23 protein-coding genes and 1 pseudogene are annotated in these 26,288 nt (G+C 69.4%); 16 read left to right on the plus strand and 8 right to left on the minus strand.

Annotated features, from left to right (window positions below):
• Window positions 1-785: 785 nt before the first annotated feature.
• The gene (locus ACZ573_RS30750; RefSeq protein ID WP_471310375.1) at window positions 786-1,235 is read right to left on the minus strand and encodes an SRPBCC family protein; all 450 of its coding nucleotides are present in this window, start codon (window positions 1,233-1,235) and stop codon (window positions 786-788) included.
• A gap of 240 nt (window positions 1,236-1,475) precedes the next feature.
• On the opposite strand from ACZ573_RS30750, the gene ACZ573_RS30755 reads away from it, so the two are divergent.
• Together ACZ573_RS30755 and ACZ573_RS30760 are read left to right on the plus strand one after the other, a co-directional pair.
• A complete protein-coding gene (locus ACZ573_RS30755; RefSeq protein WP_202203329.1) occupies window positions 1,476-1,814 on the plus strand; it encodes a MerR family transcriptional regulator in 339 nt (112 codons plus the stop codon).
• Between the two features lie 257 nt (window positions 1,815-2,071).
• Window positions 2,072-2,209, plus strand: a complete 138-nt coding sequence (locus ACZ573_RS30760; protein ID WP_471310377.1) for a cold-shock protein — start codon at window positions 2,072-2,074, stop codon at window positions 2,207-2,209.
• 237 nt (window positions 2,210-2,446) lie between these two features.
• Here the strand turns inward: ACZ573_RS30760 and ACZ573_RS30765 are convergent, their stop codons facing one another.
• Window positions 2,447-2,590, minus strand: coding sequence for a hypothetical protein (locus ACZ573_RS30765; RefSeq protein ID WP_471310379.1), 144 nt, complete (start codon window positions 2,588-2,590; stop codon window positions 2,447-2,449).
• Window positions 2,591-2,950: 360 nt separating this feature from the next.
• Here ACZ573_RS30765 and ACZ573_RS30770 point away from each other — a divergent pair, with 360 nt between their 5' ends.
• Together ACZ573_RS30770 and ACZ573_RS30775 are read left to right on the plus strand one after the other, a co-directional pair.
• Window positions 2,951-3,508 carry a hypothetical protein gene (locus tag ACZ573_RS30770; protein ID WP_471310381.1) on the plus strand — a complete coding sequence of 186 codons (558 nt, stop codon included), beginning with the start codon at window positions 2,951-2,953 and terminating at the stop codon, window positions 3,506-3,508.
• Between the two features lie 91 nt (window positions 3,509-3,599).
• Window positions 3,600-5,954, plus strand: coding sequence for a bifunctional polysaccharide deacetylase/glycosyltransferase family 2 protein (locus ACZ573_RS30775; RefSeq protein ID WP_471310382.1), 2,355 nt, complete (start codon window positions 3,600-3,602; stop codon window positions 5,952-5,954).
• Window positions 5,955-6,039: 85 nt separating this feature from the next.
• On the opposite strand, the gene ACZ573_RS30780 is transcribed toward ACZ573_RS30775, so the two are convergent.
• Both ACZ573_RS30780 and ACZ573_RS30785 read right to left on the minus strand, forming a co-directional pair.
• Window positions 6,040-7,545, minus strand: a complete 1,506-nt coding sequence (locus ACZ573_RS30780; protein ID WP_471310450.1) for a M4 family metallopeptidase — start codon at window positions 7,543-7,545, stop codon at window positions 6,040-6,042.
• Between the two features lie 280 nt (window positions 7,546-7,825).
• Window positions 7,826-8,878, minus strand: coding sequence for a M4 family metallopeptidase (locus tag ACZ573_RS30785; protein WP_471310384.1), 1,053 nt, complete (start codon window positions 8,876-8,878; stop codon window positions 7,826-7,828).
• 319 nt (window positions 8,879-9,197) lie between these two features.
• On the opposite strand from ACZ573_RS30785, the gene ACZ573_RS30790 reads away from it, so the two are divergent.
• The 8 genes from ACZ573_RS30790 to ACZ573_RS30825 all read left to right on the plus strand — a co-directional run bounded on the left by ACZ573_RS30790 (window position 9,198) and on the right by ACZ573_RS30825 (window position 18,502).
• Window positions 9,198-10,772: an APC family permease gene (locus tag ACZ573_RS30790; RefSeq protein WP_471310386.1), complete on the plus strand. Its 1,575-nt coding sequence runs from the start codon at window positions 9,198-9,200 to the stop codon at window positions 10,770-10,772.
• Window positions 10,773-10,900: 128 nt separating this feature from the next.
• Window positions 10,901-12,532 carry a flavin monoamine oxidase family protein gene (locus ACZ573_RS30795; RefSeq protein ID WP_471310389.1) on the plus strand — a complete coding sequence of 544 codons (1,632 nt, stop codon included), beginning with the start codon at window positions 10,901-10,903 and terminating at the stop codon, window positions 12,530-12,532.
• 970 nt (window positions 12,533-13,502) lie between these two features.
• Entirely contained in the window at window positions 13,503-13,628 is a 126-nt protein-coding gene (locus ACZ573_RS30800) for a hypothetical protein (protein ID WP_471310393.1), read from the plus strand.
• Between the two features lie 417 nt (window positions 13,629-14,045).
• Window positions 14,046-14,372 carry a GYD domain-containing protein gene (locus tag ACZ573_RS30805; protein WP_471310396.1) on the plus strand — a complete coding sequence of 109 codons (327 nt, stop codon included), beginning with the start codon at window positions 14,046-14,048 and terminating at the stop codon, window positions 14,370-14,372.
• A 1,286-nt stretch (window positions 14,373-15,658) separates the two neighbouring features.
• A complete protein-coding gene (locus ACZ573_RS30810) occupies window positions 15,659-16,048 on the plus strand; it encodes a hypothetical protein (RefSeq protein ID WP_471310398.1) in 390 nt (129 codons plus the stop codon).
• 458 nt (window positions 16,049-16,506) lie between these two features.
• Window positions 16,507-16,752 carry a hypothetical protein gene (locus ACZ573_RS30815; protein ID WP_471310400.1) on the plus strand — a complete coding sequence of 82 codons (246 nt, stop codon included), beginning with the start codon at window positions 16,507-16,509 and terminating at the stop codon, window positions 16,750-16,752.
• 951 nt (window positions 16,753-17,703) lie between these two features.
• On the plus strand, window positions 17,704-18,051 hold the full coding sequence (locus ACZ573_RS30820) for a MerR family transcriptional regulator (RefSeq protein ID WP_471310402.1): 348 nt from the start codon (window positions 17,704-17,706) through the stop codon (window positions 18,049-18,051).
• A 247-nt stretch (window positions 18,052-18,298) separates the two neighbouring features.
• Entirely contained in the window at window positions 18,299-18,502 is a 204-nt protein-coding gene (locus ACZ573_RS30825; RefSeq protein ID WP_008735947.1) for a cold-shock protein, read from the plus strand.
• A 123-nt stretch (window positions 18,503-18,625) separates the two neighbouring features.
• Here the strand turns inward: ACZ573_RS30825 and ACZ573_RS30830 are convergent, their stop codons facing one another.
• The 3 genes from ACZ573_RS30830 to ACZ573_RS30840 all read right to left on the minus strand — a co-directional run bounded on the left by ACZ573_RS30830 (window position 18,626) and on the right by ACZ573_RS30840 (window position 20,053).
• Window positions 18,626-19,069 carry a DUF2267 domain-containing protein gene (locus ACZ573_RS30830; protein WP_214353992.1) on the minus strand — a complete coding sequence of 148 codons (444 nt, stop codon included), beginning with the start codon at window positions 19,067-19,069 and terminating at the stop codon, window positions 18,626-18,628.
• A 60-nt stretch (window positions 19,070-19,129) separates the two neighbouring features.
• Window positions 19,130-19,525 (minus strand): DUF2267 domain-containing protein, encoded by a 396-nt coding sequence (locus ACZ573_RS30835; protein ID WP_214353993.1) that lies wholly within the window; start codon window positions 19,523-19,525, stop codon window positions 19,130-19,132.
• A 96-nt stretch (window positions 19,526-19,621) separates the two neighbouring features.
• Entirely contained in the window at window positions 19,622-20,053 is a 432-nt protein-coding gene (locus ACZ573_RS30840; RefSeq protein WP_471310406.1) for an Hsp20/alpha crystallin family protein, read from the minus strand.
• 127 nt (window positions 20,054-20,180) lie between these two features.
• On the opposite strand from ACZ573_RS30840, the gene ACZ573_RS30845 reads away from it, so the two are divergent.
• Entirely contained in the window at window positions 20,181-20,831 is a 651-nt protein-coding gene (locus ACZ573_RS30845) for a type III effector protein (RefSeq protein ID WP_471310409.1), read from the plus strand.
• A gap of 115 nt (window positions 20,832-20,946) precedes the next feature.
• The gene (gene htpG, locus ACZ573_RS30850; RefSeq protein ID WP_471310412.1) at window positions 20,947-22,863 is read left to right on the plus strand and encodes a molecular chaperone HtpG; all 1,917 of its coding nucleotides are present in this window, start codon (window positions 20,947-20,949) and stop codon (window positions 22,861-22,863) included.
• Window positions 22,864-22,982: 119 nt separating this feature from the next.
• Here the strand turns inward: htpG and ACZ573_RS30855 are convergent, their stop codons facing one another.
• A complete protein-coding gene (locus tag ACZ573_RS30855; protein WP_471310415.1) occupies window positions 22,983-23,801 on the minus strand; it encodes a VOC family protein in 819 nt (272 codons plus the stop codon).
• 810 nt (window positions 23,802-24,611) lie between these two features.
• On the opposite strand from ACZ573_RS30855, the pseudogene tpg reads away from it, so the two are divergent.
• Window positions 24,612-25,170: pseudogene (tpg, locus tag ACZ573_RS30860) on the plus strand (telomere-protecting terminal protein Tpg).
• Between the two features lie 287 nt (window positions 25,171-25,457).
• Window positions 25,458-26,009: an EF-hand domain-containing protein gene (locus ACZ573_RS30865; protein WP_471310418.1), complete on the plus strand. Its 552-nt coding sequence runs from the start codon at window positions 25,458-25,460 to the stop codon at window positions 26,007-26,009.
• The last annotated feature ends 279 nt before the right edge of the window (window positions 26,010-26,288 follow it).

Below are 26,288 nucleotides of genomic sequence, written 5' to 3' on the forward strand. Positions count from 1 at the left end.
GGCGAAGTCGGCGTGGTCCCGTGCGCGCTGGGCTCGGTCCTCGAGGCCGGCGGAAGCCTGCCACCGCGTACCGCTCCCCGGTGGCCGTGCAGGGCCCCGGGATACCGGCCACCTCCGCCATGAGCTGCTGAGGCTGGGGCTGCCAGCCGGTGACCAGCACTCTCAGGCGCAGGGCCTCGGAGCGCCGGTTTGCAGGTCCAGGAGGTGGAACAGGCCGTCGGTGTCCATGGTCGTCACGCCGTGCAGGTCCATCAAGAGGTCCCGCTCATCGGCGGTGACGTGGTCCAGGGCCGGCCGCGTCGGCGCTGATCAGGACCGAGGTGCCCCAGCGCTGTATGCCCACGTTGATCAAGTTCCTTCTCCCCCTCACCCGCAGGCACCGTCCTGCGGTCCTCCATCGTGGCCCGGCCTCTGCCGGAGACGGTGAGGCGCGCTCTCGCCCGCGCCGCGTGAACGAGGGGAGGGGGCCCTGGCCGGGCGTGGGACAGGGCCCCTCCGACGTGCCTCCGTGGGGGACGGTCAGGCACGCGTCGCCGGGGACAACGACCGCTGGCGCCTGCGGGACACGACACTTCCGCCGGCAGCGGCACCCCTCACTCCATGCGGCAGCGGGTATTGGTCCGTCGGCTACGGCACCAACACCGCGACGGCGCGGCATCCGTCGCGGCTCATCCGGCTTCCCCGCCTCTTGGCTTTCGCCCCTCCGGGCATGAACGGTTCCAGGTTCCGGAGGGGGCGAAAGGCGCCGGGGAGGCAATGTCCGCCCAGGTGAGGCCGAGTCGTGGTCAGACCTTGCCGCGCCAGGAGCCGGTTTCCTGGCCGCGCCTTTCGATGTAGTCCTTGAACCGCTTCAGGTCGCCGGTGATCTGCCGCTTGACGAAGCCGAGCTTGTCCCCGACGTTCTCCGCGAAGCCGTCCGGGTCGTAGTCGAGCTGCAGCATCACCTTGGTCCTGCTGTCGCTCAGACGGTGGAAGGTGACGACGCCCGCCTGCTTGACCTCGCCGCCCAGCGTCCTCCACGCGACCCGGTCGTCGGGGATCTGCTCGGTGATCTCCGCCTCGAACTCCTTGGTCACCCCGCCGATCTTCGTGACCCAGTGCGTCATGGTGTCGGTGCGCTGCTCGATGCGCTCCACCCCGTCCATGAAGTGCGGGAACGACTCGAACTGCGTCCACTGGTTGTAAGCGGTGCGCACGGGAACGTCGACCTCGACGGACTCTTCGACCTGCGACACAGGAGCATCCTTCCTCTTCACCGGCCGGGCAGGTGCCCGGCCGTACCCGGGGAGCCCTTCCCCTGTCTGCGCTGCTGCCCCCGCTCGGCCACTCCATCACCCCTGGACAGACGCACCTCTGGGTGGGGTATTCGACGCCAGCTATAGCCGCGCAGGCGCCGCCCCGTCAGCGGCAGTTCCTTCGGGGCCCTGGTGCCAATGGCACCAGGGCCCCTCCATGCGTTCCACGAGAGAGGTTCCATGACAGCAGACGACTCGTTCGGCCGTCTCGACGACGACGATTACCCCGCCTACACGATGGGCCGGGCCGCCGAGATGCTCGGCACCACACAGGGCTTCCTCCGAGCCATCGGCGAAGCCCGCCTGATCACCCCGCTCCGCTCCGCGGGCGGCCACCGCCGATACTCCCGCTACCAGCTGCGCATCGCCGCCCGCGCCCGTGAACTCGTCGACCAGGGCACCCCCATCGAGGCCGCCTGCCGCATCGTCATCCTCGAAGACCAGCTCGAAGAAGCCCAGCGAATCAACGCCGAGTACCGCCGCGCCGCCGAATCGGCGAATCCGACGGCTGCGACCTGACTGAGGCGGGGAGAGCTGAAGGCCTGCCGGGTGCCGGCGGGCCATCGTCCCCACCTGTCCGGAGCGGGACGCGCAGGCCGTCCTATGGTGACGGAGTGTGCCGGGGTGTGGCGTCTGCGTGAGCTGTCGTGGTTCGGAAGTTCCCTTGCCCACGCTTTCGGCGTGGGCGTTTTGCTGTGCTGGGCCGCAGGAACCAGGGCGATCACCTCCGCCTTCCGCATGTCGTGGGAGGCATCATCGACTGGAAGGCACGAGACATGGCTACGGGAACTGTGAAGTGGTTCAACGCGGAGAAGGGCTTCGGCTTCATCGCCCATGAGTACCTTCCCCCGCTTCCGGCACCGGAACTCAAGGGAGCCGAGGCTGATCATGGTCGCCGCGGAGCGGGGCACTGAAGGCCAGGCCAGATGTGATCGTACGGCGTGCACGTTCCCGCGCACGGCTTGGCCCGGGCGGCGGACGTCGGGCCGGGCCGGTGGTCGCGGGGGGTGGTGGAGGCCGCAGACCCTGAAGCCGTGCGGGCCGCGTTGCGACGACCGGTGGGTGCGGGGTGGGCGGCGGACCGGCTGACGGAGGCACCTCGGCACCCCGTTGCCGAGGGGCCTGCCGTGGGTGACCGCTGCGGGGGTCGGTCACCTGGTCCGGCAGGGTTCCTCGTCCACCTCGTCGGCGAAGTCGTTCTCCCCGACGTCGACGCCGTTGTGTTCTGCGCCTGTGTGCAGATGCCGTACCTGGGCGTCATCGAGGAGGCCGGTCGCCTCTGCGGCCGTCTGCACCGCCCACCAGCTCCTGCGTGCCCTGGACCCGGACGCGTGGCTCCCCGGGGCGGTCCACCTGCTGTCGGGCAAGTACGTGCGGGCCCCTGGCGGCCCGCGCTCCCTCGCGCAGCGGCGCCAGCATGTGCCTCGGGACGGACGGGTCCTTCGGGACGGAGGGCTCGGCCGGCCAGTCAAGCGGGGGCGGAGCGGGTGGACCGGTGCCAACCGGGGCATCCCGGTCGGCACCGTACGGAAGGGGACCGGTTCGGCACCGGGAGTGACACAGAAGGTGGTTCCAGCGCTGAAGGGCATGGGGTGCCCGCTCGAGCGCGCCCCCGGCATCAGTCGCTCCGCTTCCCGATCCAGAGGCCACCCCGCATGAACCCACCCTTCGGCATCCCGGATCCGGACACGATGGAGCTCTTCCCCGGTGATATCGCTGCGTACGGCACGGCGCAGGTGCCGCCGGTCCCGGCTGCCGCCGAGGCCCCCGTCTTCGTCGACACGTCGGGGCGCAGACAGCGTCGGGTGCGGCGCTGGGGCTACCTGCTGGTGGTACCGGCCGTCGCCTACGTCGTGCTGCTCATGAGCACCTTGCTGGGCGGCCCCACCTTCCAGTCGCCTTTGCTGCCCTCTGCCCAGGCTCCCCCCACCCCCGTGCCCGGGGGCACGGCAGGGGCCGGCACCGCCGGCCCCTCCACCCGTGGTCCGGCGAGCAGCAGCACACGACCCGCCCCGGCAGCCTCGCACAGTGGCGCCGCACCTGCCCCGGCCGCCACGACCGTGACCGACAAGGCGACGCCCAGCACCGGGCAGGGCCCGACGAAGGCCGCGACCGGACCGGCAGACCCGGCTCCGTCGCCTCGCGGCGGCGGCCGCGGCCGCGGCACCGCTCCCCCCGGGCAGGGTGCCGGCAAGCCCACCGGCCGTCCCTGAACCGGCCACGTCCGTCACGCCGCACAGGCCCAGCACAGAGCACACAGCCGGCACCGCACCGCCCCACGCAGCAGGCAGGAAGTCCCACCCCTTGTCGAAGAACCGTCGCCGCCGCCCCCACGGCAGGCACAGCACCGTACGCAACGTCCCCCTGCGCACCCACTGGCTGTTGCTGACCACCCTCGTGCTCACCCTTTCGGCGGCGCTGCTCCTCCAGGGCTACACCCAGCACCTGTTCGACTCCACCCCCGACGGGGCTCACCGTGAGCAAGGCCCGGGGACGTCCGTGCCGGCGGGGATCAGCTCCGGCGGGCCGGTGATCGAGGGGGAGGCGGCCCGCACCGCTGCCCCGGCGGCCCGCACGATCGCTCTGACCTTCGACGACGGCCCCGACCCCGTCTGGACTCCGAAGATCCTCGACGTGCTGCGCCGCAACGCCGTGCCCGCGACCTTCTTCACCGTCGGCACCCGGGTCGCCGAGAATCCCGGCCTCGCCCGCCGGATCGTCGACGAGGGCCACCAGATCGGCCTGCACAGCTTCACCCACACCGATCTTGGCGCCGCGTCCGCCTGGCGGCGTTCCCTGGAACTGCGCGAGACCCAGCTCGTCATCGCTGGCGCCACCGGCGTCACCACGCCGCTGCTGCGGCCGCCGTACTCCTCCACCGGCAAGGCGCTCGACGACGCCGACTGGAGCGCCGTCGTCCAGGCCGGGCAGGAGGGGTATCTGACCGTCCTGACGACCCTGGACAGCGAGGACTGGCGACGCCCGGGCGTGGAACAGATCGTCGCCGGCGCCACCCCCAAGGACACCGCCGGGCAGATCGTGCTCCTGCACGATGCGGGCGGAGACCGCACGCAGACGGTCGCCGCGCTCGAAGAGCTCGTGCCGCGGCTGAAGGCCTCCGGCTGGACGTTCGCCACGGTGGGCGATGCCGTCGCTCTCCGGGGGTCCGTGCAGCCCGCCGCGACCACGGACCGGTGGCAGGGGCTCGCCCTGATCACCGCGATCCGTACCAGCGACTGGATCCTCGAAGCCCTCTCGTGGCTGCTGTGGGCAGCGGGCGCGATCAGCCTGCTGCGTGCGGTCGCCGTCTTCGTTGCCGCACGCCGGCACGTACGGATGCACCGCAAGCCCTGGGGCGCTCCGGTCACCGAACCCGTGAGCGTCATCGTCCCCGCCTACAACGAGAGCGCCGGCATCGAGGCGGCCGTCCGCTCCCTCGTGGCCTCCGACCACCAACTCGAGGTCATCGTTGTCGACGACGGTTCCACGGACGGCACCGCCGACATCGTCGAAGCCCTCCGGTTGCCCGGCGTACGGGTCATCCGGCAGCAGAACGCCGGAAAGCCGGCCGCCCTCAACACGGGTATCGCGGCCGCCTCCTGCAATCTGCTCGTCATGGTCGACGGCGACACCGTCTTCGAACCGGACGCCGTCCGCATGCTCGTCCAGCCCTTCGCCCACCGCCGGGTGGGCGCGGTTTCCGGCAACGCCAAGGTGGTGAACCGGGGAGGGCTGCTCGGACGCTGGCAGCACATCGAGTACGTCGTCGGCTTCAACCTCGACCGCCGTCTGTTCGACCTCGCCGAGTGCATGCCCACCGTGCCCGGCGCCGTCGGCGCGTTCCGCCGCGAGGCACTGCTGCGGGTCGGCGGTGTCAGCGACACCACCCTCGCCGAGGACACCGACCTCACCATGGCCCTGTGCCGGGACGGCTGGCGCGTTGTCTACGAGGAGCGGGCCAAGGCCTGGACGGAAGCGCCCGCCTCGCTGGGTGCCCTGTGGAAGCAGCGCTACCGGTGGTGCTACGGCACCCTCCAGGCCATGTGGAAGCACCGCGGCGCCCTCGCCCAGCGGGGGCAGGCCGGCAAGCTCGGGCGACGCGGTCTGGTCTACCTGCTCATGTTCCAGGTCCTGCTGCCCCTGCTCGCGCCCGTCGTGGACGTCTTCGCCGTCTACGGCCTGGTCTTCCTCGACCCCCTGCGCATCCTCGGCCTGTGGACGGCATTCCTGCTCCTCCAGGTCCTGATGGGCCTGTACGCGTTCCGTCTGGACGGGGAGCGGCCGGGCCCGCTGTGGAGCCTGCCGCTGCAACAGTTCGTCTACCGCCAGCTCATGTACCTGGTGGTGATCCAGTCCGTCTTCACCGCCGTCGCCGGCTCCCGGCTGCGCTGGCAGCGGATGGAGCGCTACGGCAGCCTGCAGGTACCCGCCACCCCCTCCGAGCCGGTTGCCGCGCTGCCGCCCCGGCCCTCCGACCCTTCGTACGGCCGCCCGGCCGCGCCCGGGGCGCCGCAGGTTGCCGGGGCCTGGGACGTTCACGCGGGCGAGCCGCACGGCGGCTACGATGCGGACCCCGCCTGGGCGCCCCACGCCCCGGCACCGATCCCGCACAGCCCGCAGGACCACATCTGGCCCTCGCAGATGCAACGCGACCTGTAGTCGGCAGTCCGCAGTCCGCCGGAAGCGGCGGAAGCCCCGGCGGGCCCGCAGGCCCGCCGGGGCGAGGTACCGCTCAGGAGCCGGATCAGCCGTTGACGTTGACGGCCTTCCAGGCGGCCGCCACCTGCTGGTACTCCACGCTGGTCGATCCGTACAGGTCGGCCGTCGCCTGCAGGGTCGCGGTGCGCGCTCCCGCGTAGTTGGTGGTCGACGTCATGTAGGTCGACAGCGCCTTGTACCAGATCTTGTAGGCCTTGGTCCGGCCGATCCCGGTCACCGTCGAACCGTCGTAGGTGGGCGAGTTGTACGAGACCCCGTTGACCGTCTTCGCGCCGCTGCCCTCGGAGAGCAGGTAGAAGAAGTGGTTGGCCACGCCCGAGGAGTTGTGCACGTCGAGCCGGCCTACGGTCTTGGACCAGTAGTCGGCCGAGGCGCCGTCCTTGCTGGGCTTGTCCATGTAGCGCAGCGGCGTGCCGTCGCCGCGGATGTCGATCTTCTCGCCGATGAGGTAGTCGCCGACGTCGGCCGAGTTGTTGGCGAAGAACTCCACCGAGGTGCCGAAGATGTCGCTGGTGGCCTCGTTGAGGCCGCCCGACTCGCGGCTGTAGTTCAGCTTGGCCGTGGCGGCGGTCAGGCCGTGGCTCATCTCGTGGCCGGCGACGTCCAGGGAGGTGAGCGGCTTCTGGTTGGCGGCGCCGTCTCCGTAGGTCATGCAGAAGCAGCCGTCGGACCAGAAGGCGTTGACGTAGGCGTTGCCGTAGTGGACGCGGGAGTAGGCGGCCTTGCCGTCCCCGGCGATGCCGTTGCGGCCGAATTCGGACTTGTAGAAGTCCCAGGTCACGGCAGCGCCGTAGTGGGCGTCGGCGGCGGCCGTCTGGCGGTTCGACGGCAGTCCGTCGCCCCACTTGTCGTCGGCGTCGGTGAACAGGCTTCCTGTGCCGGTGGTGCCTCCGTTCAGGTCATAGGTCTTGTGGCCGCCGCGGATGCCGTCCGTCAGGCTGTAGGACGCCCCGCTCTGCGTGGTGTCCAGCGTGACGGAGCCGGAGTACTGGCTCGCACCGGTGCCGGTGTCGATGGCCTCGTAGGAGTACAGCTCGGCGCCGGTGGCGGCGTCCGTGATGACGTGGCGCTCGCTGGGGGTTCCGTCGTGCTGGGTGCCGGTGACGACGGCCTCGTAGGCGAAGACCGGGTTTCCGCTCGCGGCCCAGACGACCTGGCGGGCACCGGCGGGCGCGGCCTTGAGGGAGGAGCGGGCGGCGGCCGGGGCTATTCGGGCCTCGATGCCCTTGGTGGTCTTGCGGCGGCCGTCCTTCTTCTGGTGGACCACCAGATCTCCGCCGAGGACCGGCAGCCCGGCGTAGGTGCGCTCGTAGCGCGTGTGCACCGTGCCGTCGGCGTCCTTGATCACATCGCGGGCCACGAGGCGCTCGTCGTCGGCCAGGCCGATGGCCCGCGCGGTGTCGGCCGCCGTGTTCTGGGCCGCGACGATCGCCTGGAGGCGCGCGTCGGCGGTGAGGACGAGCGCGGTGGCTCCCGCCTCGCGCTCGGTCGAGGCGTTGGCGGAGCCGCTCTGGACGGAGATCGCGACCATTGCCGCCGACGCGACGAGGGCGGCGGCGCGCAGCACTCGGGTGCGGCTGCGGGGGGTGCGGGATGGGGACGTGGGGAGGGTCACTCGTGCTCCTTCAATTGCCGTGGGGGGTTAGGCAGTTGAGATTGCCAGGAAGGAGCAGTGAATTGACAGGTATGCAACAAGAATTTGACCGGCTGTTGTCCGGAGAGAGGGGAGCGATGTTCGCTGAGCGACCAAAAATGGAACATTGCGCTCCCCCGGACGCGGTGTGCACCGAGTCCGGGGAAGGGCCTGGCCGTTACTGGACGCCGGGGATCTGCCGGGCCTTGAACGCGGCACGCACGGCGTCCGCGGCGTTCGCGCCATACATCCGCTGGGCGGTCGAAACCGTCGTCAGGGCCGCATCCTTGAAGGACGTGTCCGGCGCGAAGCCGAACTGGGCGTTGACGATGATGCGGTCAGCGGTCCGGGAGCCCAGGGCGTTGCGGATGTCGAAGAGGGCGCGGGACCAGATCTCCCCGTCCGCGTGGACCTCGCCCTCCAGGTCGGCGTACACCTTGTTCCCGTCGATGCGGCGCAGGCAGTGCGGGGCGTCGCTGTAGGAGGCCGCGTCCCAGTCGGCGACGCAGGCCAGGTCGGCCCGCCGCGGCCAGCCGTACGCGGCGTCCGCATGGGCACCGACCTCGACGGCCAGGTAGTCACCGAAGGCCTCGCCGATCGCGCCGGCCTCGGGAGAGGAGCCGAAGCCGGGCACCTGGGCCTCGTGCACCGCGTGACCGTACTCGTGGACGATCACCTCGGCGTCCTCGGCGTCGTCGACCCCGCCCTTGCCGAAGCGGATCTCGTCCTTCTTGTCGGTAAAGAAGGAGTTGTCCGCCCCCCACTGGTTGATGCGTACGGGCTGCACCCGGTCGTTGGCGCCCGGCAGCTCGGTGCCGAAGCCCAGGGACTGGAGGTACTCCTGCGCCTCGTTGACCCAGAAGTAGGCCATGACCTGCTCGAACCGGTCGTCGTGACGGGTGTACCCGGCGGCCTCGCCGGTCCTGGCGGAGGGGCCGGTGTCCGAGCGCACGGAGGCCCAGCGGCCGTGGAGTCCGCCGCCGCCGTCCAGGTTGCGCAGCGCGGCCAGGGCGTACGCGGCGGCCGGGACGGCGGAATCGGCGTCCTTGCCGTCGGTGAGTGCCTGGTCGCCCGTGGCCTGGACGGGGTTGACCATGAAGATCCGGCCCTGCGGCGCGGTGGAGCCGGCCGTCGGGGCCGTGGACTGTGCGGCGGCCGGGCCGGCGAGCGAGAAGAGCGCCACGGTGGCGGTGGCCGCGGCGAGCATGCCGCGGGGTGTGCGGCGGTTCATAAACATCCTCCGGGGGCGGGAAGGCGTGGTGGGGAGGGAAAACGGGTGGGGCGGGCGTGATCCTCGCCCACCGGCACCCTGCTTGAACAGACCCTGACAAGGTCCGGATCGGCCCCCACCTGCCCGGCCGCCCCGGGCCGCCCGCAGGACACGCCGCCGTGCCCACCGCCGACGGCGTACGAACCGCTCCTGATGCCCCGACAACTCGTCGTCCCCACACGGCGATTACCGGACCGCATGCCGATTGTGGGCTGCGTCACGTACCGCCAGAGTGGCCCGCCTCACGTCGGGACACCCAGCACGAGCGGAAGAGGACGACATGTCCAACGGTTCCACCGGCACCCCCCGATCCACCCGGGCGGCCCGCCCCGCAGGCGAGGTCCAGCGCCTCAAGGCAAACTCCGTCGGCCTGGTCGGCGTCGTCTTCATGGCCGTCGCCACCGCCGCCCCCATCACCGCCATGACCGGCAACCTCCCCATCGCGGTCGGCTTCGGCAACGGAACCGGCGCCCCCGCCGGGTACCTCTTCGCCACCGTCGTCCTCACCGTCTTCGCGGTCGGCTACGTGGCCATGGCAAAGCGCATCACCGCCGCGGGCGCCTTCTACGGATACATCTCCCACGGACTCGGCCGGATCGCCGGCATGGCCTCCGGCATGCTCGCCGTCCTCGCATACGTCGTCTTCGAGGCCTCGATCGTCGGCGTCTTCTCCTACTTCGCCCGCACCACGGTCCAGGACCAGCTCGGCGTCGACCTCCCCTGGGTGCTGTACGCGGCCGGGATGCTCGCCGTCACCGCCGGCCTCGCCCACTTCGACATCAACCTGACCGCCAAGGCACTCGGCGTGATGCTGGTCGCCGAGATCGCGGTCCTGTTCGCCGTCGCCACCGCCGTACTGGTCTCCGGCGGCGGCCCCGACGGGATCCCCCTCGAACCGGTCGACCCCCGGAACGCCTTCACCGGTACCTCCGCGGGCCTCGGCCTCTTCTTCGCCTTCTGGTCCTGGGTCGGCTTCGAGTCCACCGCCATGTACGGCGAGGAGTCCCGCGACCCCAAGCGGGTCATTCCCAAAGCCACGCTCATCTCCGTCGTCGGAGTCGGCCTCTTCTACATCTACGTCTCCTGGATGACCATCGCCGGCAACGGCCTGACCGGGTCCGTGGAACTGTCCGCCTCCGCCAACCCCCTCGACCTCTTCTTCGCCCCCACCCGGCACTTCATCGGCGCATGGGCCGTGGACGCCTTCCAATGGCTGCTGCTCACCGGCTCGTTCGCCTGCGGGATGGCCTTCCACCAGTGCGCCGCCCGCTACCTGTACGCCATCGGCCGCGAGCGCTTCCTGCACCCGGCGCTCGGCCGGACCCACCCGCGCCACGGCTCCCCGCACGTCGCCTCCGTCGTCCAGACCGTCATCGCCGTGACCCTGGTCGCAGGTTTCTGGCTCACCGGCCAGGACCCGTACCTGCACCTGTACACGCTGCTGGCGATCCTGGGCACCATGGCGATCCTGATCGTCCAGACCCTGTGCTCCTTCTCCGTCATCGGCTACTTCCGCCGCAACCACCCCGAGGACCGGCACTGGTTCAAGACCTTCACCGCGCCCCTGCTTGGTGGGATCGCGATGACCGCCGTCGTGGTCCTGCTCGTCGTCAACATGGAGACCGCGGCCGGTGCCGCCTCCGACTCCGTCTTCTTCAAGCTGATCCCCTGGATCGTCGGCGCCGTCTTCCTCGGCGGACTGGGCCTCGGCCTGTGGCTCAAGGCCAAGGCGCCCGAGCGCTACGAGGTCATCGGCCGCATCGTCCTGGAGGACGCCGCCGAGCGTGCCGACGACGGCACCGCCCCCGGTTCCGACGGCACCACCGGCCTGTCCCCGTCCCAAGCGAACGTCTGACCCACGTACATCTGACCCACGTACATCTGACCCACGTACATCTGATCCACGTACATCTGATCCACGTGTACACCTGATCCGCGCACGCCCGGCCCGCAGTCGCCCCCCCCCGCGAAGGAGCCCCCGCCATGGCCCGTACGCCCCTCATGCACGCACTCCGCCGGCTCACCGCCGAACACTCCGCCGCCCACCGCCTGCGTCTGCCCGTCGCCGACGTGCGCGGCCTCGGCCGCCGGGAGCTGATGCGGCGGGCCGCCGCCCTCGGCCTCGGCACCGCCGCGGCGGGCGTCGCCGCCGCCCCGGCCCGCGCCGCCACCCCCGCCCCCGACGGCAAAAGGCCCCAACGGGCCCGCGTCGCGGTGGTCGGTGCGGGCATCGCCGGCCTCACCGCCGCCCTCACCCTCCAGGACGCGGGCATCCCGTGCACCGTCTACGAAGCCAACCCCGACCGCGTCGGCGGCCGGATGTGGACGCAGCGCGACCACTGGGCGTACGGGCAGACCTCCGAGGTGGGCGGCGAACTGATCGACACCAGCCACAAGAAGATGCTGGAGCTCTGCCGCCGCTTCGGCCTCCCGACCGAGGACTTCCTCGGCGGCGGCCCCAACGGGGCCGAGGAGGTCCTGTGGTTCAACGGCACCTACTACTCCCGCACCCGGGCCGACGAGGACTTCAAGGCCGTCTACCAGCAGCTGCACCGCGACCTCCAGGACTCCGGCGAGGTGTCCTGGAACTCCACCACCCCCGCCGGCACCGCCCTGGACAACATGACCCTCTACGAGTGGATCGAGAGCCGGGTCCCCGGCGGGCACGACTCCCCGCTCGGCCGCTTCATCGACGTGGCCTACAACGTCGAGTACGGGGCCGACACCACCGACCAGTCCGCCCTCGCCCTGGTCCTGCTGATGGGCTACCAGCCCAACCCCGGGAACTTCAACGTCTGGGGCCTGTCCAACGAGCGCTACCACATCGTCGGCGGCAACGACCAGCTGCCGAACGCCATTGCCGCGGCCCTGCCCTCCGGTTCGATCGTCATGGGCCGCCGGCTGGTCGCCGTGCGCGCCGACACCGACGGCACCCAGACCCTCACCTTCGACGACTCGGGCGCCACCCGCACGGTCGTGGCCGACCACACCGTCCTGTGCCTGCCGCTGCCGGTCCTCCAGGGCATCGACACCTCGGCGGCCGGTTTCGACCCCCTCATGAAGAACCTGCTGCGCGACGCCCGGATGGGCGCCTGCACCAAGCTCAACATGCAGTTCACCGGTCGCCCGTGGCGCGGCACCGGCCCCTGGCCCGGCGTGTCGGCGGGCGACTGCTTCACCGACTCCGAGGTCCAGCAGACCTGGGACACCACCAAGCTCCAGCCCGGTACCGGCGGCATCCTGCTCCAGTACGGCGGCGGGACCCTGGCGCGCGCCCTGACCCCCGCCGCACCGTTCGCCACCGAGTCCGACCCGTACGTGCGGAGGCTCACCGACCGCACGCTGACCGGGATCGACGCGTTCTTCCCCCGCACCAAGGCCGCATGGACCGGGCGGGCCCAGCTCTCCGCATGGCACCGCAACCCGTACTCGCTGGGCGCGTACTCGTACTGGCCGACCGGCTACCTGCACCGGTACGCGAAGTACGAGGGCACCGCGCAGGGCAACGTCCACCTCTCCGGCGAGCACTGCAGCTACGACTTCCAGGGCTTCATGGAGGGCGGTGCCACCGAGGGCGAACGGGCGGCGCGAGAGGTGATCACCGCCCTCACCTGAGTCGGCGGACCAGGGGGGTGCCCCTGCGGGGGCGGTGGCGTGCGTGTGAGTTGGGGGTGTGGTGGCGGGGTGTGGGTGTGAGCGGGCGGTCATTGCTGACTGCCTGGTGAAAACGAACCTTCGTCTGGGACTGAGCCGCTCTGCAGGCGTCGATCGAGAAAAGCAGCGTCCTGACATGGAGCTTCGACGCCGGCAGCGACGGTGACTTCGTACTCGTGATGCAGGCCACCGGCACCACCAAGAGGGAGCTGCGTCTCAGCTCGGCCCCGGCCGGCTCCGCCGTCCCAGTCGGGGCAAAGCACTCCGACCTGCCTGTGCAGCACGCCCCTATCGGGGCGCCGGCCCTGGCCGCGAGCGAGGACAAGCTGCTCTGCGTCGCACGCGGCTGTCCCAACGACAACAACCTGTACGGGAGCATGCTCCAGGGCGGAAGGTGGAGCCCCCTGGCGCAGATCGCCGGCATCGCCGACACCACCCAGGCCTCGGTGGCCGCCGACGCGGCCGGTAACTTCCACCTCGTCTACGCCGACGCCACCCAGCGTCTGAAGCACTGGAGCCTGCAGGGATCGAACTGGGTCTACATGAAGAGGTCCGTCAGCGGCTTCACCGGCGGCGCGCCTGCCCTGCGCGGATTCGGGAACGCTCTGGCCTGCGCCGTGCGCAGCCGCCGCGACGGCCAACTGCACACGGCCACTTTCGACCCCGGCTCCACGGCCTTCGACGAAGACGCCTTCGAACCCCTCACCAGCCACGTCCCCACGATCGGCGACCCGGCCCTGTGCATGGGCCCGGGCGCCGTCTACATGGCCGTTCGCGGTCGAGACGACCAGCACGTGTACCTGACCAGGTACGGAGTAAAGCCGGACCGCGTCAAGGTTCCCAACAGCGTGACGCGCTTCACCCCGGCCCTCGGCATGGCCGGCCACGGCAGGCTGGGCCTGGCGACCGCGCCTCGGCTGATGGCCACAAGGTGCAGTTCGCCACCTACAAGGAGACCGACAAGATCTGGAGCCCGTTCACCAAGCCGTCCATCGCGGACGGCACCGAAGCCCCCGCGTTCGCCTTCGCCACGCTCCCGGGCGACGCGGGAGCGTAGTTCGGGCACATGTACTGCCTCCACAACCACTGAACCTGAGCCTGCCGCAGGCCCCCCTTCGTGGACGCGGTGCCGGCCGGGGCCGTGACGGTGCAGGAGGTCGCGGTGCAAGCCAGGCCGGTCCCATTGCGGCCGGTACCGAAGGTGACGGCGGTGGTGTCGGCCAGGTTAGTGCCGGTCAAGGTGACCTTGTTTTTGCCTCCGGCCGCCGGACCGCCTGCGGGACCCGCGACCCGGCGCAGTACGACAGGCGCCGGTGCCTGCAGCCTCGTAGCGGTTGGGCAGGCGGCCTGCTCACCCATTCGCCCTGGGCCTTGACGGTTGTCGTCCCCGACTGTTCGGGCGAACCGCGTTCCAATCCGTACCTTCTCCCATCGGGCGCGGGCATCCATGGGCAGGACGAAAGGGAGACACACGATGCCGCTCTATCTATCGAGGTTCAGTTACACACCGGAGACTTGGGCGAGGCTGACCGTCCACCCCGAGGACCGCGCGAAGGCCGCTCAGGCGTACATCGAATCCGTCGGTGGAAAGCTCCACGGCTTCTGGTACGCCTTCGGCACGCACGACGGCTACAACCTCTGGGAAGCTCCGGACAACGTGTCCATGGCCGCGGTTGCTCTGGCGATCAGCGGAGGTGGCGCGCTCAGGTCGTTCGAGACGACCGTTCTCCTGAGCGTCGACGAAACGCTGGATGCCCTGCGCAGGACCCAGCAAATCCAGTACCGGGCTCCTGGCGGGTAACGTCCCGCGAGCAGAACCTGCTGCCTCGGCGTGACAGCGCCCGGTTCGATGACATCCACCCCTCATGCGCGCCTCCGATCTGGCGGGCAAAGGCAGCTACGGCCGCGACGACCGGTGACAGCCGGGGCCACGCGAGCACATCCCGGGTGCCCTCGCAGGCTGGGTGCCCAGGATGCTCGGCGGCCGACGTCCACGGGGTCGGTGTCCGGGCCGGCCGGAGTGGCGCGAATGGATGCTGTTCGCCTCACTGCCCTGCTACGTCCATCAGCCCACGGCGACCGGTTACGGCCCGTAGGGGAGTTTCGTCACGCGGGTGGTGGGTTTCGTGACGGATGTGAGGTGCTGGACTGTGTAGTTGTTTCTCTTACGGTTCGTCGTGTGCGGTAGGCGCGGGAGCGGCATTTGGGGGAGGAGTAGCGGGCTGGTCGTCCGGTGGTCCGCCCTTGGGGTGGGGGGGGCAAGGCGTGGCCGCAGGCCGGGCATGCCGGTGCGGGTTCGGGCTGGGTGGTGAGTGAGGCCTTGGCGTTCGGCGATGACGCCTGCTTCGAAGCGGCTGTGTGCGCCGAGGGTCTCGGGGAGTTCCGGCCCCGGAACCGGGCATGGGCAAGCGAACCGTGCAGGCGCGGCCCGAGCGGGTGAAGGCGGCCCGCGCGGAGCCGGCCGAAACGCAGAAGCGTTGCGCTCTGCGCCGGCGACAGCGGCACCCACTCCGTCCGACCGTCGCTGCTGCAGTGTTCCGGTCTCGGCCGAGCTCAACCACCGGCTTCCCCAGGAACGAGCGCTCCGGAGCGGCTCGGTCCTGGCTCCTGACCGAGCTCAGGCAGACCACCATGCGGATCGAAGCAGCCGTCCTACCACCAGCTCCGCCGCGGTCGGCACCCGACTAGCGAGCCTTCCCAAGGCCGTCCCTGCGTTCCGTCCGTCTGGGAAGAGAAGTTGTCCAGCCACGAGTCGGCCTGGCATCCGGCCGTGGCCGAACTCAACGGGCGCCTGTTCATGGTCCACCGCGGCGGCATGGACGACTCCATCTCCCGTACCCGCCCCGGCCCGACGTCCGCTCGCCCCCGGCTGCCTCACCTTCTCAGACCCGGACCGCCATATCTGAGCGCTACCACCACGGGTTGGGCCACGTCCAGGACCAGCTCACCACCCAGCCCCACCGCCCGGTGTGCCAGCGCCTCCACCTGGACAGCGGTCGTAGCCGGCCCGGCTCCCGCCTCGGATACCGTGTTCCTCTACGGGGTGCCATAACGGATGTGACGCCCCCCACCGGAGGTAGTCAGCGTATGAGTTCAAAGCGCAGCAAGAATCCAGCCCTGCCCGTACTTGACGACGCATTCCGACTCGAGTCGGTCAAGGTTGCCGAAGAGTCCACCCGTGACTTGGCCGCGCGGCTGGCCACCACCGAGCTGCGCCGCGTTTCCCACCCGGGCCGGGTCACCTGGGAGCCCACCGATCAGGCCGAGCCCGTACCGGTCCCGCCGACTGTGGTCGACGGTGACGGGGACCTGTGGCTGCGGGACCGGGGCACTGGCACCTGGACCATGCCCGAGTTCAACCCGAAGGAGTTCCCGGCCCGCTGTGGCGAGGTTCTGACGTGGAACCAGCTTGCCCGCGAGTTCGGCCCGCTGACCGCACTGGCCGACGACCGCCGCATCGGCGGCGGCCGGCGCTGACCGCGCAGCCTTCTGGGATGACCGCGCCCCTGAAGCGCCCGTTACGGGTAGCTGGGAGCTCCAGCTCACCGCCGAGCTCGACGATGGCGGCGAGCAGGTGAGCGTGGTGGTGGCGTGCGACGCCTTCGAGCAGCGTGGTGCGGGCCTGGCGCCACCCGATGTCCTCGGTGCGGCCGGCGTCGGTGGACCAGCCGGGTAGCGGTCGGCCTTCAGTTGCCGTGGTGAGCGCGCGGCCCAACTCGCCGATCGACTGCTGCCAGTCGGCCAATTGCCCGAGCAGGCCTCGCACCAGCTCGTCGACGGCGGCCGCCGGGCCGGCGCCGAAGTCCCGCGCTTCGGCGGCGGCCTCGGCGAGGACGTCTTCGTCCAGGTCCTCGAGGATCGAGAACGACGGGATGCGCCTGCGGCACGCCGTCTTCCACCCGACCACACCCGGACGGCTTCGCCAGGTCCCCGCAGTGAAGATGCTCCGTCGGACCTGGGTGCAGGAGTTCCAGATCGAGGACGAGACCGTCATCTGGCGCTACCCGAAGAACATCCCGCCTGCTGGTCAACGAGTGGTCTCGCCCTACGACAGCGCCGACCGCGCCGGATCCAAGCGCGACACCGACTGGCCCCGCCTTGTGCCCTCGACCTATTCCGCTGCTGCTCAACGCCGACTACCTCTCCGACGCACACGCGAAAATCTGTGGTGGCTGGAGTAGACATTGGGTGGTGGTGTGGTTATGGTTTCTCTCGTAACGCAGAGAGACCGCAGGGCCTGGCAGAGACGAACTGCCGGGCAGCAATACATGCAGTACCCGTAGTTGCAGTGCGCAGGACGGTGCGGTCGTGGAGTGTCGAAGCCAGAGCGGTTGCAGGACGGCGACGGGACTGACGACCGGACTGGGCGGCCCGCAGTGATCAGGGGCCACCCTGAGCAGTACCGCAGTTAACGCAGTGGCAGTACCCGCATTTCGCAGCACCAGCAGTGAAGTAAGTGAGTGGTACCTCGGTGAACGCGTCGCAGTACGGGACGGGTTCACCGGGAAGTTCGGCAGTGGGGTTCTACGCCAGAGCAGACGCAGGACAGGCGACGGGGCTGGCTGCCGAAACGTGGCGCTCGGTCAGGTCACGAGCAGTACACAGTGGTGCGCAGTACAGCAGTAAGAGCAGTACCTGCAGTTCGCAGTAGCAGTACCCAGCAGTGAAGGAAGTGGAGCGGTACCTCGGTGAAGGCGTCGGCTGCGGGCGCGCGCACCGGGAGGTTCGGCAGTGGGGTTCTAAGCCAGAGCGGTTGCAGGATGGGCGACGGGGCTGGCTGCCGGAGAGTGGCGCTCGGTGAGGCCACTGAGCAGTTCGCAATATCAGCAGTACCAGCAGTATGCAGTTCCCCGCAGGTAGGTAGTTGATCACTGAGGGATGAACGGAGGGATTGGGCGCCATCAGGATCGCCCGGGACGGCAGGCTGAAGCCCGGGTACCGCAGGACATCGTTAGTGAGGTGGTCTCCGGTCAAGCAACCGCGATCCCCGCGCCTCTGGCAGCAATCAGGCCAGGCATGCGGAAACAGAAGGCCGGCGCAGTACCAGGGCCGGCAGATGGTGTAGCAGTTCCTTCGGGGCCCTGGTGCCATAGGCACCAGGGCCCCTCCGTACGCTCGGTGAGAGAGGTGCAGTGACCGCAGACGACTCCTTCGGCCGTCTCGACGATGACGACTACCCCGCCTACACGATGGGCCGAGCCGCCGCGATGCTCGGAACCACCCAGGGCTTCCTCCGCGCGATCGGCGAAGCCGGCCTGATCACCCCGCTGCGCTCCGCCGGTGGTCACCGCCGCTACTCCCGCTACCAGCTGCGCATCGCCGCCCGTGCCCGAGAGCTCGTCGATCAGGGCACCCCCATCGAGTCCGCCTGTCGCATCGTCATCCTCGAAGACCAACTTGAGGAAGCGCAGCGCGTCAACGCCGAGTACCGGCGTGCCACCGGAGCGGCGGGTCCGGCGGATGCCACTGCCGCGGCCTGAGCCGGGAGTGCCCGCCGGGTGACGGCGGATCCCGTGCACCCCGCTTGGCGTGTGCCATTCGGGTCGTTTTCTCTGGTGGCAGGGTGTGTGGGCGTGTAGCGTTTGAGTCAGCTGTCGTGGTTCGGAAGTTCCCTTTGCCCACGCTTTCGGCGTGGGTTTTTTGCTGTGCTGTGCCGCAGGAACCAGGGCGATCACCTCCGCCTTCCGCAGGGTGTGGGAGGCGTTCATCGACTGGAAGGCATGAGACATGGCTACGGGAACTGTGAAGTGGTTCAACGCTGAGAAGGGTTTCGGCTTCATCGCGCAGGACGGTGGCGGCCCGGACGTCTTCGCCCACTACTCCGCGATCAACTCCTCGGGGTTCCGTGAGCTCCAGGAGGGCCAGGTCGTCACGTTCGACGTCACCCAGGGCCAGAAGGGCCCCCAGGCCGAGAACATCAACCCGGCCTGACCCTTTTCGGCCCGTGGGCCCTTGAGCTTGCCGCAAGGCCCTGCTCCCGCCGGTTCGGAGCAGGGCCTTCGTGTTCTTCCGCTTAGGGCCTTTGGGATGTCCCCTGGGCGTGCGTCTCGGTGGCTATGCGGCGGGGGTGAGTTCTGCTTGGCCGAACAGCAGAGCCCAGTCGGTGGGGAGCTGCTGGAGGATGCGGCTGGTCAGGTCGGGGCCGGCGTGGGCTGTGACGGCGGCGAAGACGGCGCCGGTGTCCCAGCGGGTGGTGGCCAGGGATCCGCCGGAGCGGGTGGCGAGGTCCTTGATGAAGTCCCAGCCGGTCAGTGGCTGGGTGTCGGGGATCTGCGTGGTCAGCACGCGTGCCGCCTCCAGGGGCAGACAGCGGGCCAGGTCGACGCGTTCGTCACCGGTCAGTTGACGTCCGAGTCCGGCGAGCACTACGCGGACCGCTTCTTCGGCCCGTTCACGGGTGGGGTAGGCGCCTTCGTATCGGACCTTCTCCAGCATCTGCTCGTATGCCGTCGAGCACGGTTGCTGGTGCGTGAGCGGTACGCGCGCGTCGGTGATCACTGCGGGGCATGCCTTTCAGGAGCCGTGGGAGCGCTGGGCACGTGGCACTCCCGGATTTCGTCAGATGGGCTGGGGGCGGCCGAAGAGAAGGTCGTAGCCGACCGGGAGCTGAAGCAGGATCTGCCCGGTCAGGTCTTCGCCTGCCGTGTCGGCGACGGTGGACAGCACGGCGCTGACGTCCCACATTGCGGTCTGCTCGGTGGCGCCCTCGATCCAGGCGGCGGTCGCGCGGACGAATCGCTCGGGGGGAAGCGGCTCGGCGCTCCGCAGCGGGTTGAGCAGGATCAGGGCGAAGCCTTCCGGCAAGCGTGCCGCGAGCTGAGCGCGGACCCTGCCGATCAGGTGGGCGCCGAGCAGGGCGAGCACGACGCGCGCCGCACGCTCGGCTTCCTCCGCTGTGTCGTATTCGCCGCGTTCCTTCACACGGTCGAGGAACGCTTCGCGTCGCAAGGTCATCAGCCGCCACCCCTTGGTGTTGTCGGTTCCACGGGGGTGCGGAGGGCGGGGAGGGGTAGATCAGGTGGCCGTCCTCCGCACCGATTCCCGACTGGGTCAGCCGGAGATCTCCTTGCGGCCAGAGCCGGCACCGATGGAGACCTTGCGGGGCTTGGCGCGCTCCGCGATCGGGATGCGCAGGGTGAGAACGCCGGCGTCGTAGTCGGCCTGGATGCGCTCGGTGTCGAGGGTGTCGGCGAGCATGATCTGGCGGGAGAAGACGCCCAGCGGCCGCTCGGACAGCTCCATCTTGACGTTGTCGACGGTGGCTGTCGGCCGTCGCTCGGCCTTGACGGTCAGCATGTTCCGCTCGACATCGATGTCGATCGCGTCCGCGGTCACGCCGGGGACATCGAAGGCCACTACGTACTCGTCACCCTCGCGGTAGGCGTCCATCGGCATCACCGACGGCTTCGACCAGGTACCCGGGCCCATCAGCTGCTGCGCCATCCGGTCCAGCTCACGGAAGGGGTCAGTGCGCATCAACATCGTGAGACACCTCCAGCAGGTTCGAACGGTTGTTGCCAATGCGCTGCACAGAACCTGTTGTAACATGTCATCCACTGGATGACAAATATGCAGTCATCAAGTTGATGACATTTCGAGGAAGGTGTCCGTGACCGCAGCCCATCAGCCGCCCGCGACCAGTACCGAGGCCCACAGTCCGGCGTCCTTCATGGCCGCCGCGGCAGCCCTGGCCGCCGTGGACGACGCGTTGCGCGGCGCCCAGAACGACACTTCCGACGAGGTCGGGCCCGGCCCCGAGCAGGCCCTGGCCTCCCTGATGCTGCTGCGGCAGGTACGCGAGCAGCTCGCCGGCTGGGAGACCGGTCTGATCGAAACCGCCCGCGACGCAGGCGCCAGCTGGGCCGACCTTGCCCACCCCCTCGGCGTCGCCAGCCGCCAAGCCGCCGAACGCCGTTACCTGCGCGGCCGGCCCGGCCCCGCCGGCACCACCGCAGAGCAGCGCGTGCAGGCCACCCGACAACGCCGCGCCGCCGACCGCACCGCCGCCACCTGGGCCCGCGCCAACGCAGCCGACCTGCGTCGCCTCGCCGTAGAGATCACCGCGCTCACCCACCCCACGCCCGAAGCGCGCTCAGCCCAGGCCGCTCTGCACACCGCTCTCGGCGCCGGGGACGCCGCAGAGCTCATCGCACCCTTGGCTGACATGCGTCCCCACATCGACGCCCGCCAGACCGGTCTCGTCGACTCCCTGGACGCCCTCGAAGCCCACCGCACCACGACAGCCTCTGACGAAGACTGACTCACCCACGCAGAGCCATCATCCGCACGCGGTGCCTCCCGCCGGCGCGTCACGCCGACGACGGCTCCGTGCCCGAATCCCATCCGTATCTGACCTTCCGCTGAAAGGACCCAGCATGCCCAGCAGCGTCGAGACGCTGGAATTTCAGGCCGAGACCCGCCAGTTGCTCCGACTGGTGATCCACTCGATCTACTCGAACAAGGACATCTTCCTGCGCGAGCTGATCTCGAACGCCTCCGACGCCCTGGACAAGCTGAGGCTGGAATCGCTGACCGGCAGCCTCGCTGGCGTCGACATCAGCGACCTGCACATCTCGCTGGAGGTCGACAGGGACGCCCGCACCTTGACCGTCCGCGACAACGGCATCGGCATGACCCGCGACGATCTCGTGGAGCTGATCGGCACGATCGCCAAGTCCGGCACCGCCGGCCTCCTGGAAAAGATCAAGGAGTCCAAGGACGCCGCCACCACGGAGAGCCTGATCGGCCAGTTCGGCGTCGGCTTCTACTCGGCGTTCATGGTCGCCGACAAGGTGACCGTGCACACCCGGCGGGCCGGCACCGACTCCGGTACCCAGTGGGAGTCCGACGGCGAGGGCTCCTACACCATCCAGGCCGCCGACGACCTCCCCGTCGGCACCTCGGTCACCCTGCACCTCAAGCCCGCCGACAGCGAGGACGGACTCGCCGACTACCTCTCCGAATCGAAGATCCGACAGATCGTCAAGCGATACTCGGACTTCATCCGCTGGCCGATCCGCATGGCCACCAACCGGACCGACGCCGACGACGAAGCCACCTCCGACCTCGACACGCTCAACTCGATGAAGGCGCTGTGGGCCCGGCCCCGCAGCGAGGTGACCGAGCACGAGTACAACGAGTTCTACCAGCAGATCAGCCACGACTGGCTGCCCCCGGCCGAGACGATCCACATGCGCGCCGAAGGCACCTTCGAATACGAGGCGCTGCTGTTCATCCCCTCTCAGGCCCCCTTCGACCTGTACTCCCGCGAGTCCAAGTCAGGCGTGCAGCTGTACGTCAAGCGAGTGTTCATCATGGACGACTGCGAAGCGCTCATGCCCAACTACCTGCGCTTCGTCAAGGGCGTCGTGGACGCCCACGACCTCTCGCTGAACGTCTCCCGCGAGCTCCTCCAGCACGACCGCCAGATCCAAGGCGTACGCCGACGCCTGGTCAAGAAGGTCCTCGGCGCACTCAAGGACATGCAGGCCAAGGACGCCGAGCGCTACACGAAGGTCTGGGCCCAGTTCGGCCGTGCACTGAAGGAGGGCCTGCTCGAGGACACGGACAACACCGAGGCGCTGCTGGAGCTGGTGTCGGCCGCTTCCACCCACGACCCGGAGAAGACCACCACGCTGCGCGAGTACGTCGAGCGCATGAAGGACGGCCAGGACACCATCTACTACCTGACCGGCGAGACCCGAGCCATGGTGGAGAACTCCCCGCACATGGAAGCCTTCGCCGCCAAAGGCTACGAGGTGCTCATCCTCACCGACCCCATCGACGAGGTATGGGTGGACCAGGTCCCGGCCTTCGACGGCCACCGTCTGCAGTCCATCGCCAAAGGCCAGGTCGACCTCGACGAGTCCGCCGACGGCGACAAGGAAACCGACGCCGACAAAGCCCAGCGCGAGCAGGACTTCGCCGCCCTGCTGCCATGGCTGACCACCACCCTGTCCGACCACGTCAAGCAGGTACGCCTGTCCTCACGCCTGACCACCTCGGCAGCCTGCATCGTCGGCGACGCCCACGACGTGACACCCACCCTGGAAAAGATGTACCGAGCCATGGGCCAGCAGATGCCCACCGTCAAAAGGATCCTGGAACTCAACCCCACACACCCCCTCATCACCGCCCTGCGCACCGCACACCACGCAGACGCCGAGGCACCCGCGTTGAAGGAGATCGCCGAGCTGATCTACGGCAGCGCCCTGCTCGCCGAAGGAGGCGACCTGCCCGACCCGGCCCGCTTCACCCGGCTCCTCACCGACCACCTGACCCGCACCCTCTAGCCACCGAAGCAACCCGGCACAGAGGAACCCGCCTGCTCCGCACCCCGTTCGGGGCGCCGGAGCAGGCGGACGTGCGACAGGCGCGGGAAGGACCCGGTCCGCCTCGACCTGCCACTCGGTCACACCCGCCCGGAGGCCTCCCACAAGGTGAAAAGGGCACCATCGGGATCGGACAGGATCGCGGCCCGGCGGCCCTCATACCGGCTCGAGGCCAGGGAGCCGGTCGGAACGCTGCCTCCCCGCTCGATGGCGGCCACCACAGCAGCATCGAGGTCGGCGACGGTGAAGTGCACGTGCCAGCGCGGGCGACGCACCGGCTCGGCCGATGCCTGCACCACCGGCCCACCCACCAGCTCTGCCACGACGCGGTCGTCCTGCCGCAACACGACCCGGTCCTCGTCGTAGGACACGACGCAGCACCCCGTTTGTCCGTTGGCCCACAGCAGCACCTCCCCGTAGAACACGGCGGCGGCGAAGACATCGCGCGTGCGCAGCTCCACCCAGGCCGGCGTGTCCTTCGGTGTGGACTGCCAGTCCGTGAGGATGCTGCCCTCCCACACGCCGAACACCGCACCCTGAGGGTCTGCCGCAAGCGCTCCGCGGCCGATGTCGCCGAAGGGGACCGGGCCGACAGCCACGGTGCCGGTGCGCTCACGGATGCGGGCAACGGCGGCATCCGCACTGGTCACGGCGAAATAGGGAGTCCAGGCGACCGCCATCGACAGCACAGCCGCGCGCGCCCCGATCCCTGCCACCGGCACCCCGTCCAGCTCCGCTACCCGGAAGGCCTCACCCAGCCGGGTCGGACGAAAGGTCCAGCCCAGGACCGCACCGTAGAAGTCCTCGGCCGTCTCCAGGTCCCGCGCCATCAGACTGACCCAGCACGGTGCCCCGAACACATCCGCGGATACCCCACGGTGCCGGCCGGCTTCGGTCATGACGTCCTCCCTTCTTCGTCCCTCAGGATCTACGCCGACGATCGGCGCGCTCGGGATCCCGAGCCATTCCGGGGAGGGGGGCGACTTCACGGTCCACGGTCAGCGGCTCACCCGGTCGTCCCCACACTTCCATTCCGCGTCCAGCTCAGGACGGGGCTTTGACGAGGTCGTCGCGTGTCATGCGGGAGCGGCCCGGACACGACGCCGATCGGCTTCGCGGCGAGGGCCACGCATCGTGCTGGCGATGCGCTCATCCACCGTCCGGTCGCCAATGTGGTCGCTGGAACCGGTGTAAGTGGCTCATGTGACCGTAGGCGGCCGTGAGAGGCCTCACGGCAAGCTGACCAGCCCGAAATGCAGGTTTCCGGCCCGCACGGGACGAGCCTTGAGGTTCCACCTCCTTCGGTTGCTTGCTTCTACCCCCTCTTGAACGGCGTAGTCGGTCGTCCGCCCGCCGCCCGCTGGCAGTGCTCCATCCGCCGGCCCGGCTCCCGGCCGGTGTCGGCCCGTCGTGTTGCCGCCGCACAGGGGCACCGGATTACTGTCGCTCGCCCGGGCAAGAAGGTCGCCACCGACTGCATCGTCTACCCCTCCGACGGGCCCTCCCCGCTGGACCTCCTCCCGTACACGCCCGACGGCAAGCCGGTCACCGGCACGTTCCGCCTCGGCGTCTCACCGGGGATGGTCAAGCACGAGGGCACCCAGACCGTGCTGTGGGCCGAGGAGCAGTTCGAGAAGAACGGCGGCCTGTTCAAGATCGCCCGGAACATCAAGAACGGCCGCCCGGCCGACGACGACGGGGAGGAGACGATGGTCAGCTCGCTCGGGGACAGCCTGGACCGCGCTCTGGAGAAGGTGTTCACCCGACCCGCCCCCAAGAGCGCCCAGGCGCAGATGAAGTACCTGGTCAAGCAGCTCAAGGGCACCAAGGCGGCCGCAGCCACGCTCGGGGTGTCCCAGCGGACCGTGGAGCGGTACGTCAAGGGACAGCTGAAGCGGCCCCGCCACGACCTCGCCGCCGGCATAGAGCGCGAGGTCAAGAAGCGGTGGCAGCCGCAGCTGAGGGCCAAGGCCAAGAAGAAGGCCGCTCCACCGACGGCATCGTGCTGACCACCACGGCCCGATTCGGGTACACCGCCGACGACAACACCACGGACGACGCCCGCCTGCGCGCCCTGCCCTCCCAGGCCCTCCCCCGCAGTACGCGGAGAAGCTGTTCACCGCCCGGGAGAACGGCGCCAGCGAGCAGGACCTCCTGAAGATCGCCGCCGAAGCCCTCGGCCAGGTGTACTTCCGCGACGGCGGCCGCCGCGCCCGCGGCCTGAAAGTGGAGTTCACCGACGTCCACGAGATTTGGATCGACCTGTAGCCCAGTGGCTTTGTTCATGAGAACGAGAACGGACAGCAGATGTTCACGACGTTGAGCGGCGTAGGTCGGGGGCACTGTTCGACTGTCGCCGGCAACGACAGCCGGGGTGGGAACTCGATGTGATACCCGCTCCGCCCGAGGTCACACCGGCCAAGAGGAGGGTTCACATCATCGAGCGATCTTGCTCCCGACATGGGCTTTAAGTGGGTTTTGGTGGTGATCTGACACCTAGCCTCGGGGCGGGCGCGCCGACGCGCCCGCCACATCACTCCCGCGAAAGGGCAATCATGACTACCGCCACCACCGACCCGATCGCCATCAAGCTGGACCAGCTGTTCAACGCCGCCGACGCCAACAACGACGGCTACGTCGAGTGGGCCGACTACCAGCGCATCATCGACCGCTACCTGAGCAGCTACAAGATCGCCAAGAACGACCTCAGGGCCCACGCGCTCACGAGCACCCACCAGATGTACTGGACGGAGCTGCTCCGTCACACAGACGGCAAGGACCGCCTGTCCAAGGAGCAGTTCAACCACGCGAACCGCGCCGCGAGCGTGGACACCAGCCGCTTCAACATGGTCGAGGGTCTTCCGCACTCCATCTTCGACGTCATCGACACCGACGGCGACAACACCATCAACAAGGCCGAGTTCAAGAAGCACCTGGAGGTCTGGGACATCACCGACCCCGCCGCCATGGACGCCTTCAATGAGCTGGACACCGACGGTGACGGAGCCATCAGCCGCCATGAGTTCATCCGCGCGGTCAGGGAGTTCTTCTACTCCCCGGACTTGGACGCGCCGGGCAGCGTGTTCTTCGGGAGCCTGTCCCGCTGACACGCGGGCTATCGACCGGCACGCAAGGCCGCGACGGCCTGCCCCTCGCCCGACGCGGCACCCGGGCGTCGCACCCTAAAGGCGGTCCGGGTCCGGAACCATGGATGGTGGTTCCGGACCCGGACCGCCTTCGACTGTACGGGGCAGAGGCTTCGGCCTCGCAAGCGTTGTCCACACCGCGCCCGGCGCCGGCACGACAGGACCGACCAGAGCAAGCCCGCTCGCTGCTGTTCGACTTCAATCCGGCTCCAGCGCCTCCCAAACTGATGAACAAACTTT

The sequence above is a fragment of the Streptomyces sp. NPDC040545 genome (assembly GCF_055595065.1).

What these genes read in the sequence shown, in the direction of transcription:
- ACZ573_RS30755 (WP_202203329.1), top strand. Translation starts at nt 1,476, where the DNA reads ATGACAGCAGACGACTCGTTCGGCCGTCTCGACGACGACGATTACCCC.
- ACZ573_RS30785 (WP_471310384.1), bottom strand. Translation starts at nt 8,878, where the DNA reads ATGAACCGCCGCACACCCCGCGGCATGCTCGCCGCGGCCACCGCCACC.
- ACZ573_RS30810 (WP_471310398.1), top strand. Translation starts at nt 15,659, where the DNA reads ATGAGTTCAAAGCGCAGCAAGAATCCAGCCCTGCCCGTACTTGACGAC.
- ACZ573_RS30780 (WP_471310450.1), bottom strand. Translation starts at nt 7,545, where the DNA reads ATGGTCGCGATCTCCGTCCAGAGCGGCTCCGCCAACGCCTCGACCGAG.
- htpG (WP_471310412.1), top strand. Translation starts at nt 20,947, where the DNA reads ATGCCCAGCAGCGTCGAGACGCTGGAATTTCAGGCCGAGACCCGCCAG.
- ACZ573_RS30805 (WP_471310396.1), top strand. Translation starts at nt 14,046, where the DNA reads ATGCCGCTCTATCTATCGAGGTTCAGTTACACACCGGAGACTTGGGCG.
- ACZ573_RS30795 (WP_471310389.1), top strand. Translation starts at nt 10,901, where the DNA reads ATGGCCCGTACGCCCCTCATGCACGCACTCCGCCGGCTCACCGCCGAA.
- ACZ573_RS30790 (WP_471310386.1), top strand. Translation starts at nt 9,198, where the DNA reads ATGTCCAACGGTTCCACCGGCACCCCCCGATCCACCCGGGCGGCCCGC.
- ACZ573_RS30760 (WP_471310377.1), top strand. Translation starts at nt 2,072, where the DNA reads ATGGCTACGGGAACTGTGAAGTGGTTCAACGCGGAGAAGGGCTTCGGC.
- ACZ573_RS30855 (WP_471310415.1), bottom strand. Translation starts at nt 23,801, where the DNA reads ATGACCGAAGCCGGCCGGCACCGTGGGGTATCCGCGGATGTGTTCGGG.
- ACZ573_RS30840 (WP_471310406.1), bottom strand. Translation starts at nt 20,053, where the DNA reads ATGTTGATGCGCACTGACCCCTTCCGTGAGCTGGACCGGATGGCGCAG.
- ACZ573_RS30770 (WP_471310381.1), top strand. Translation starts at nt 2,951, where the DNA reads ATGAACCCACCCTTCGGCATCCCGGATCCGGACACGATGGAGCTCTTC.
- ACZ573_RS30865 (WP_471310418.1), top strand. Translation starts at nt 25,458, where the DNA reads ATGACTACCGCCACCACCGACCCGATCGCCATCAAGCTGGACCAGCTG.
- ACZ573_RS30825 (WP_008735947.1), top strand. Translation starts at nt 18,299, where the DNA reads ATGGCTACGGGAACTGTGAAGTGGTTCAACGCTGAGAAGGGTTTCGGC.
- ACZ573_RS30835 (WP_214353993.1), bottom strand. Translation starts at nt 19,525, where the DNA reads ATGACCTTGCGACGCGAAGCGTTCCTCGACCGTGTGAAGGAACGCGGC.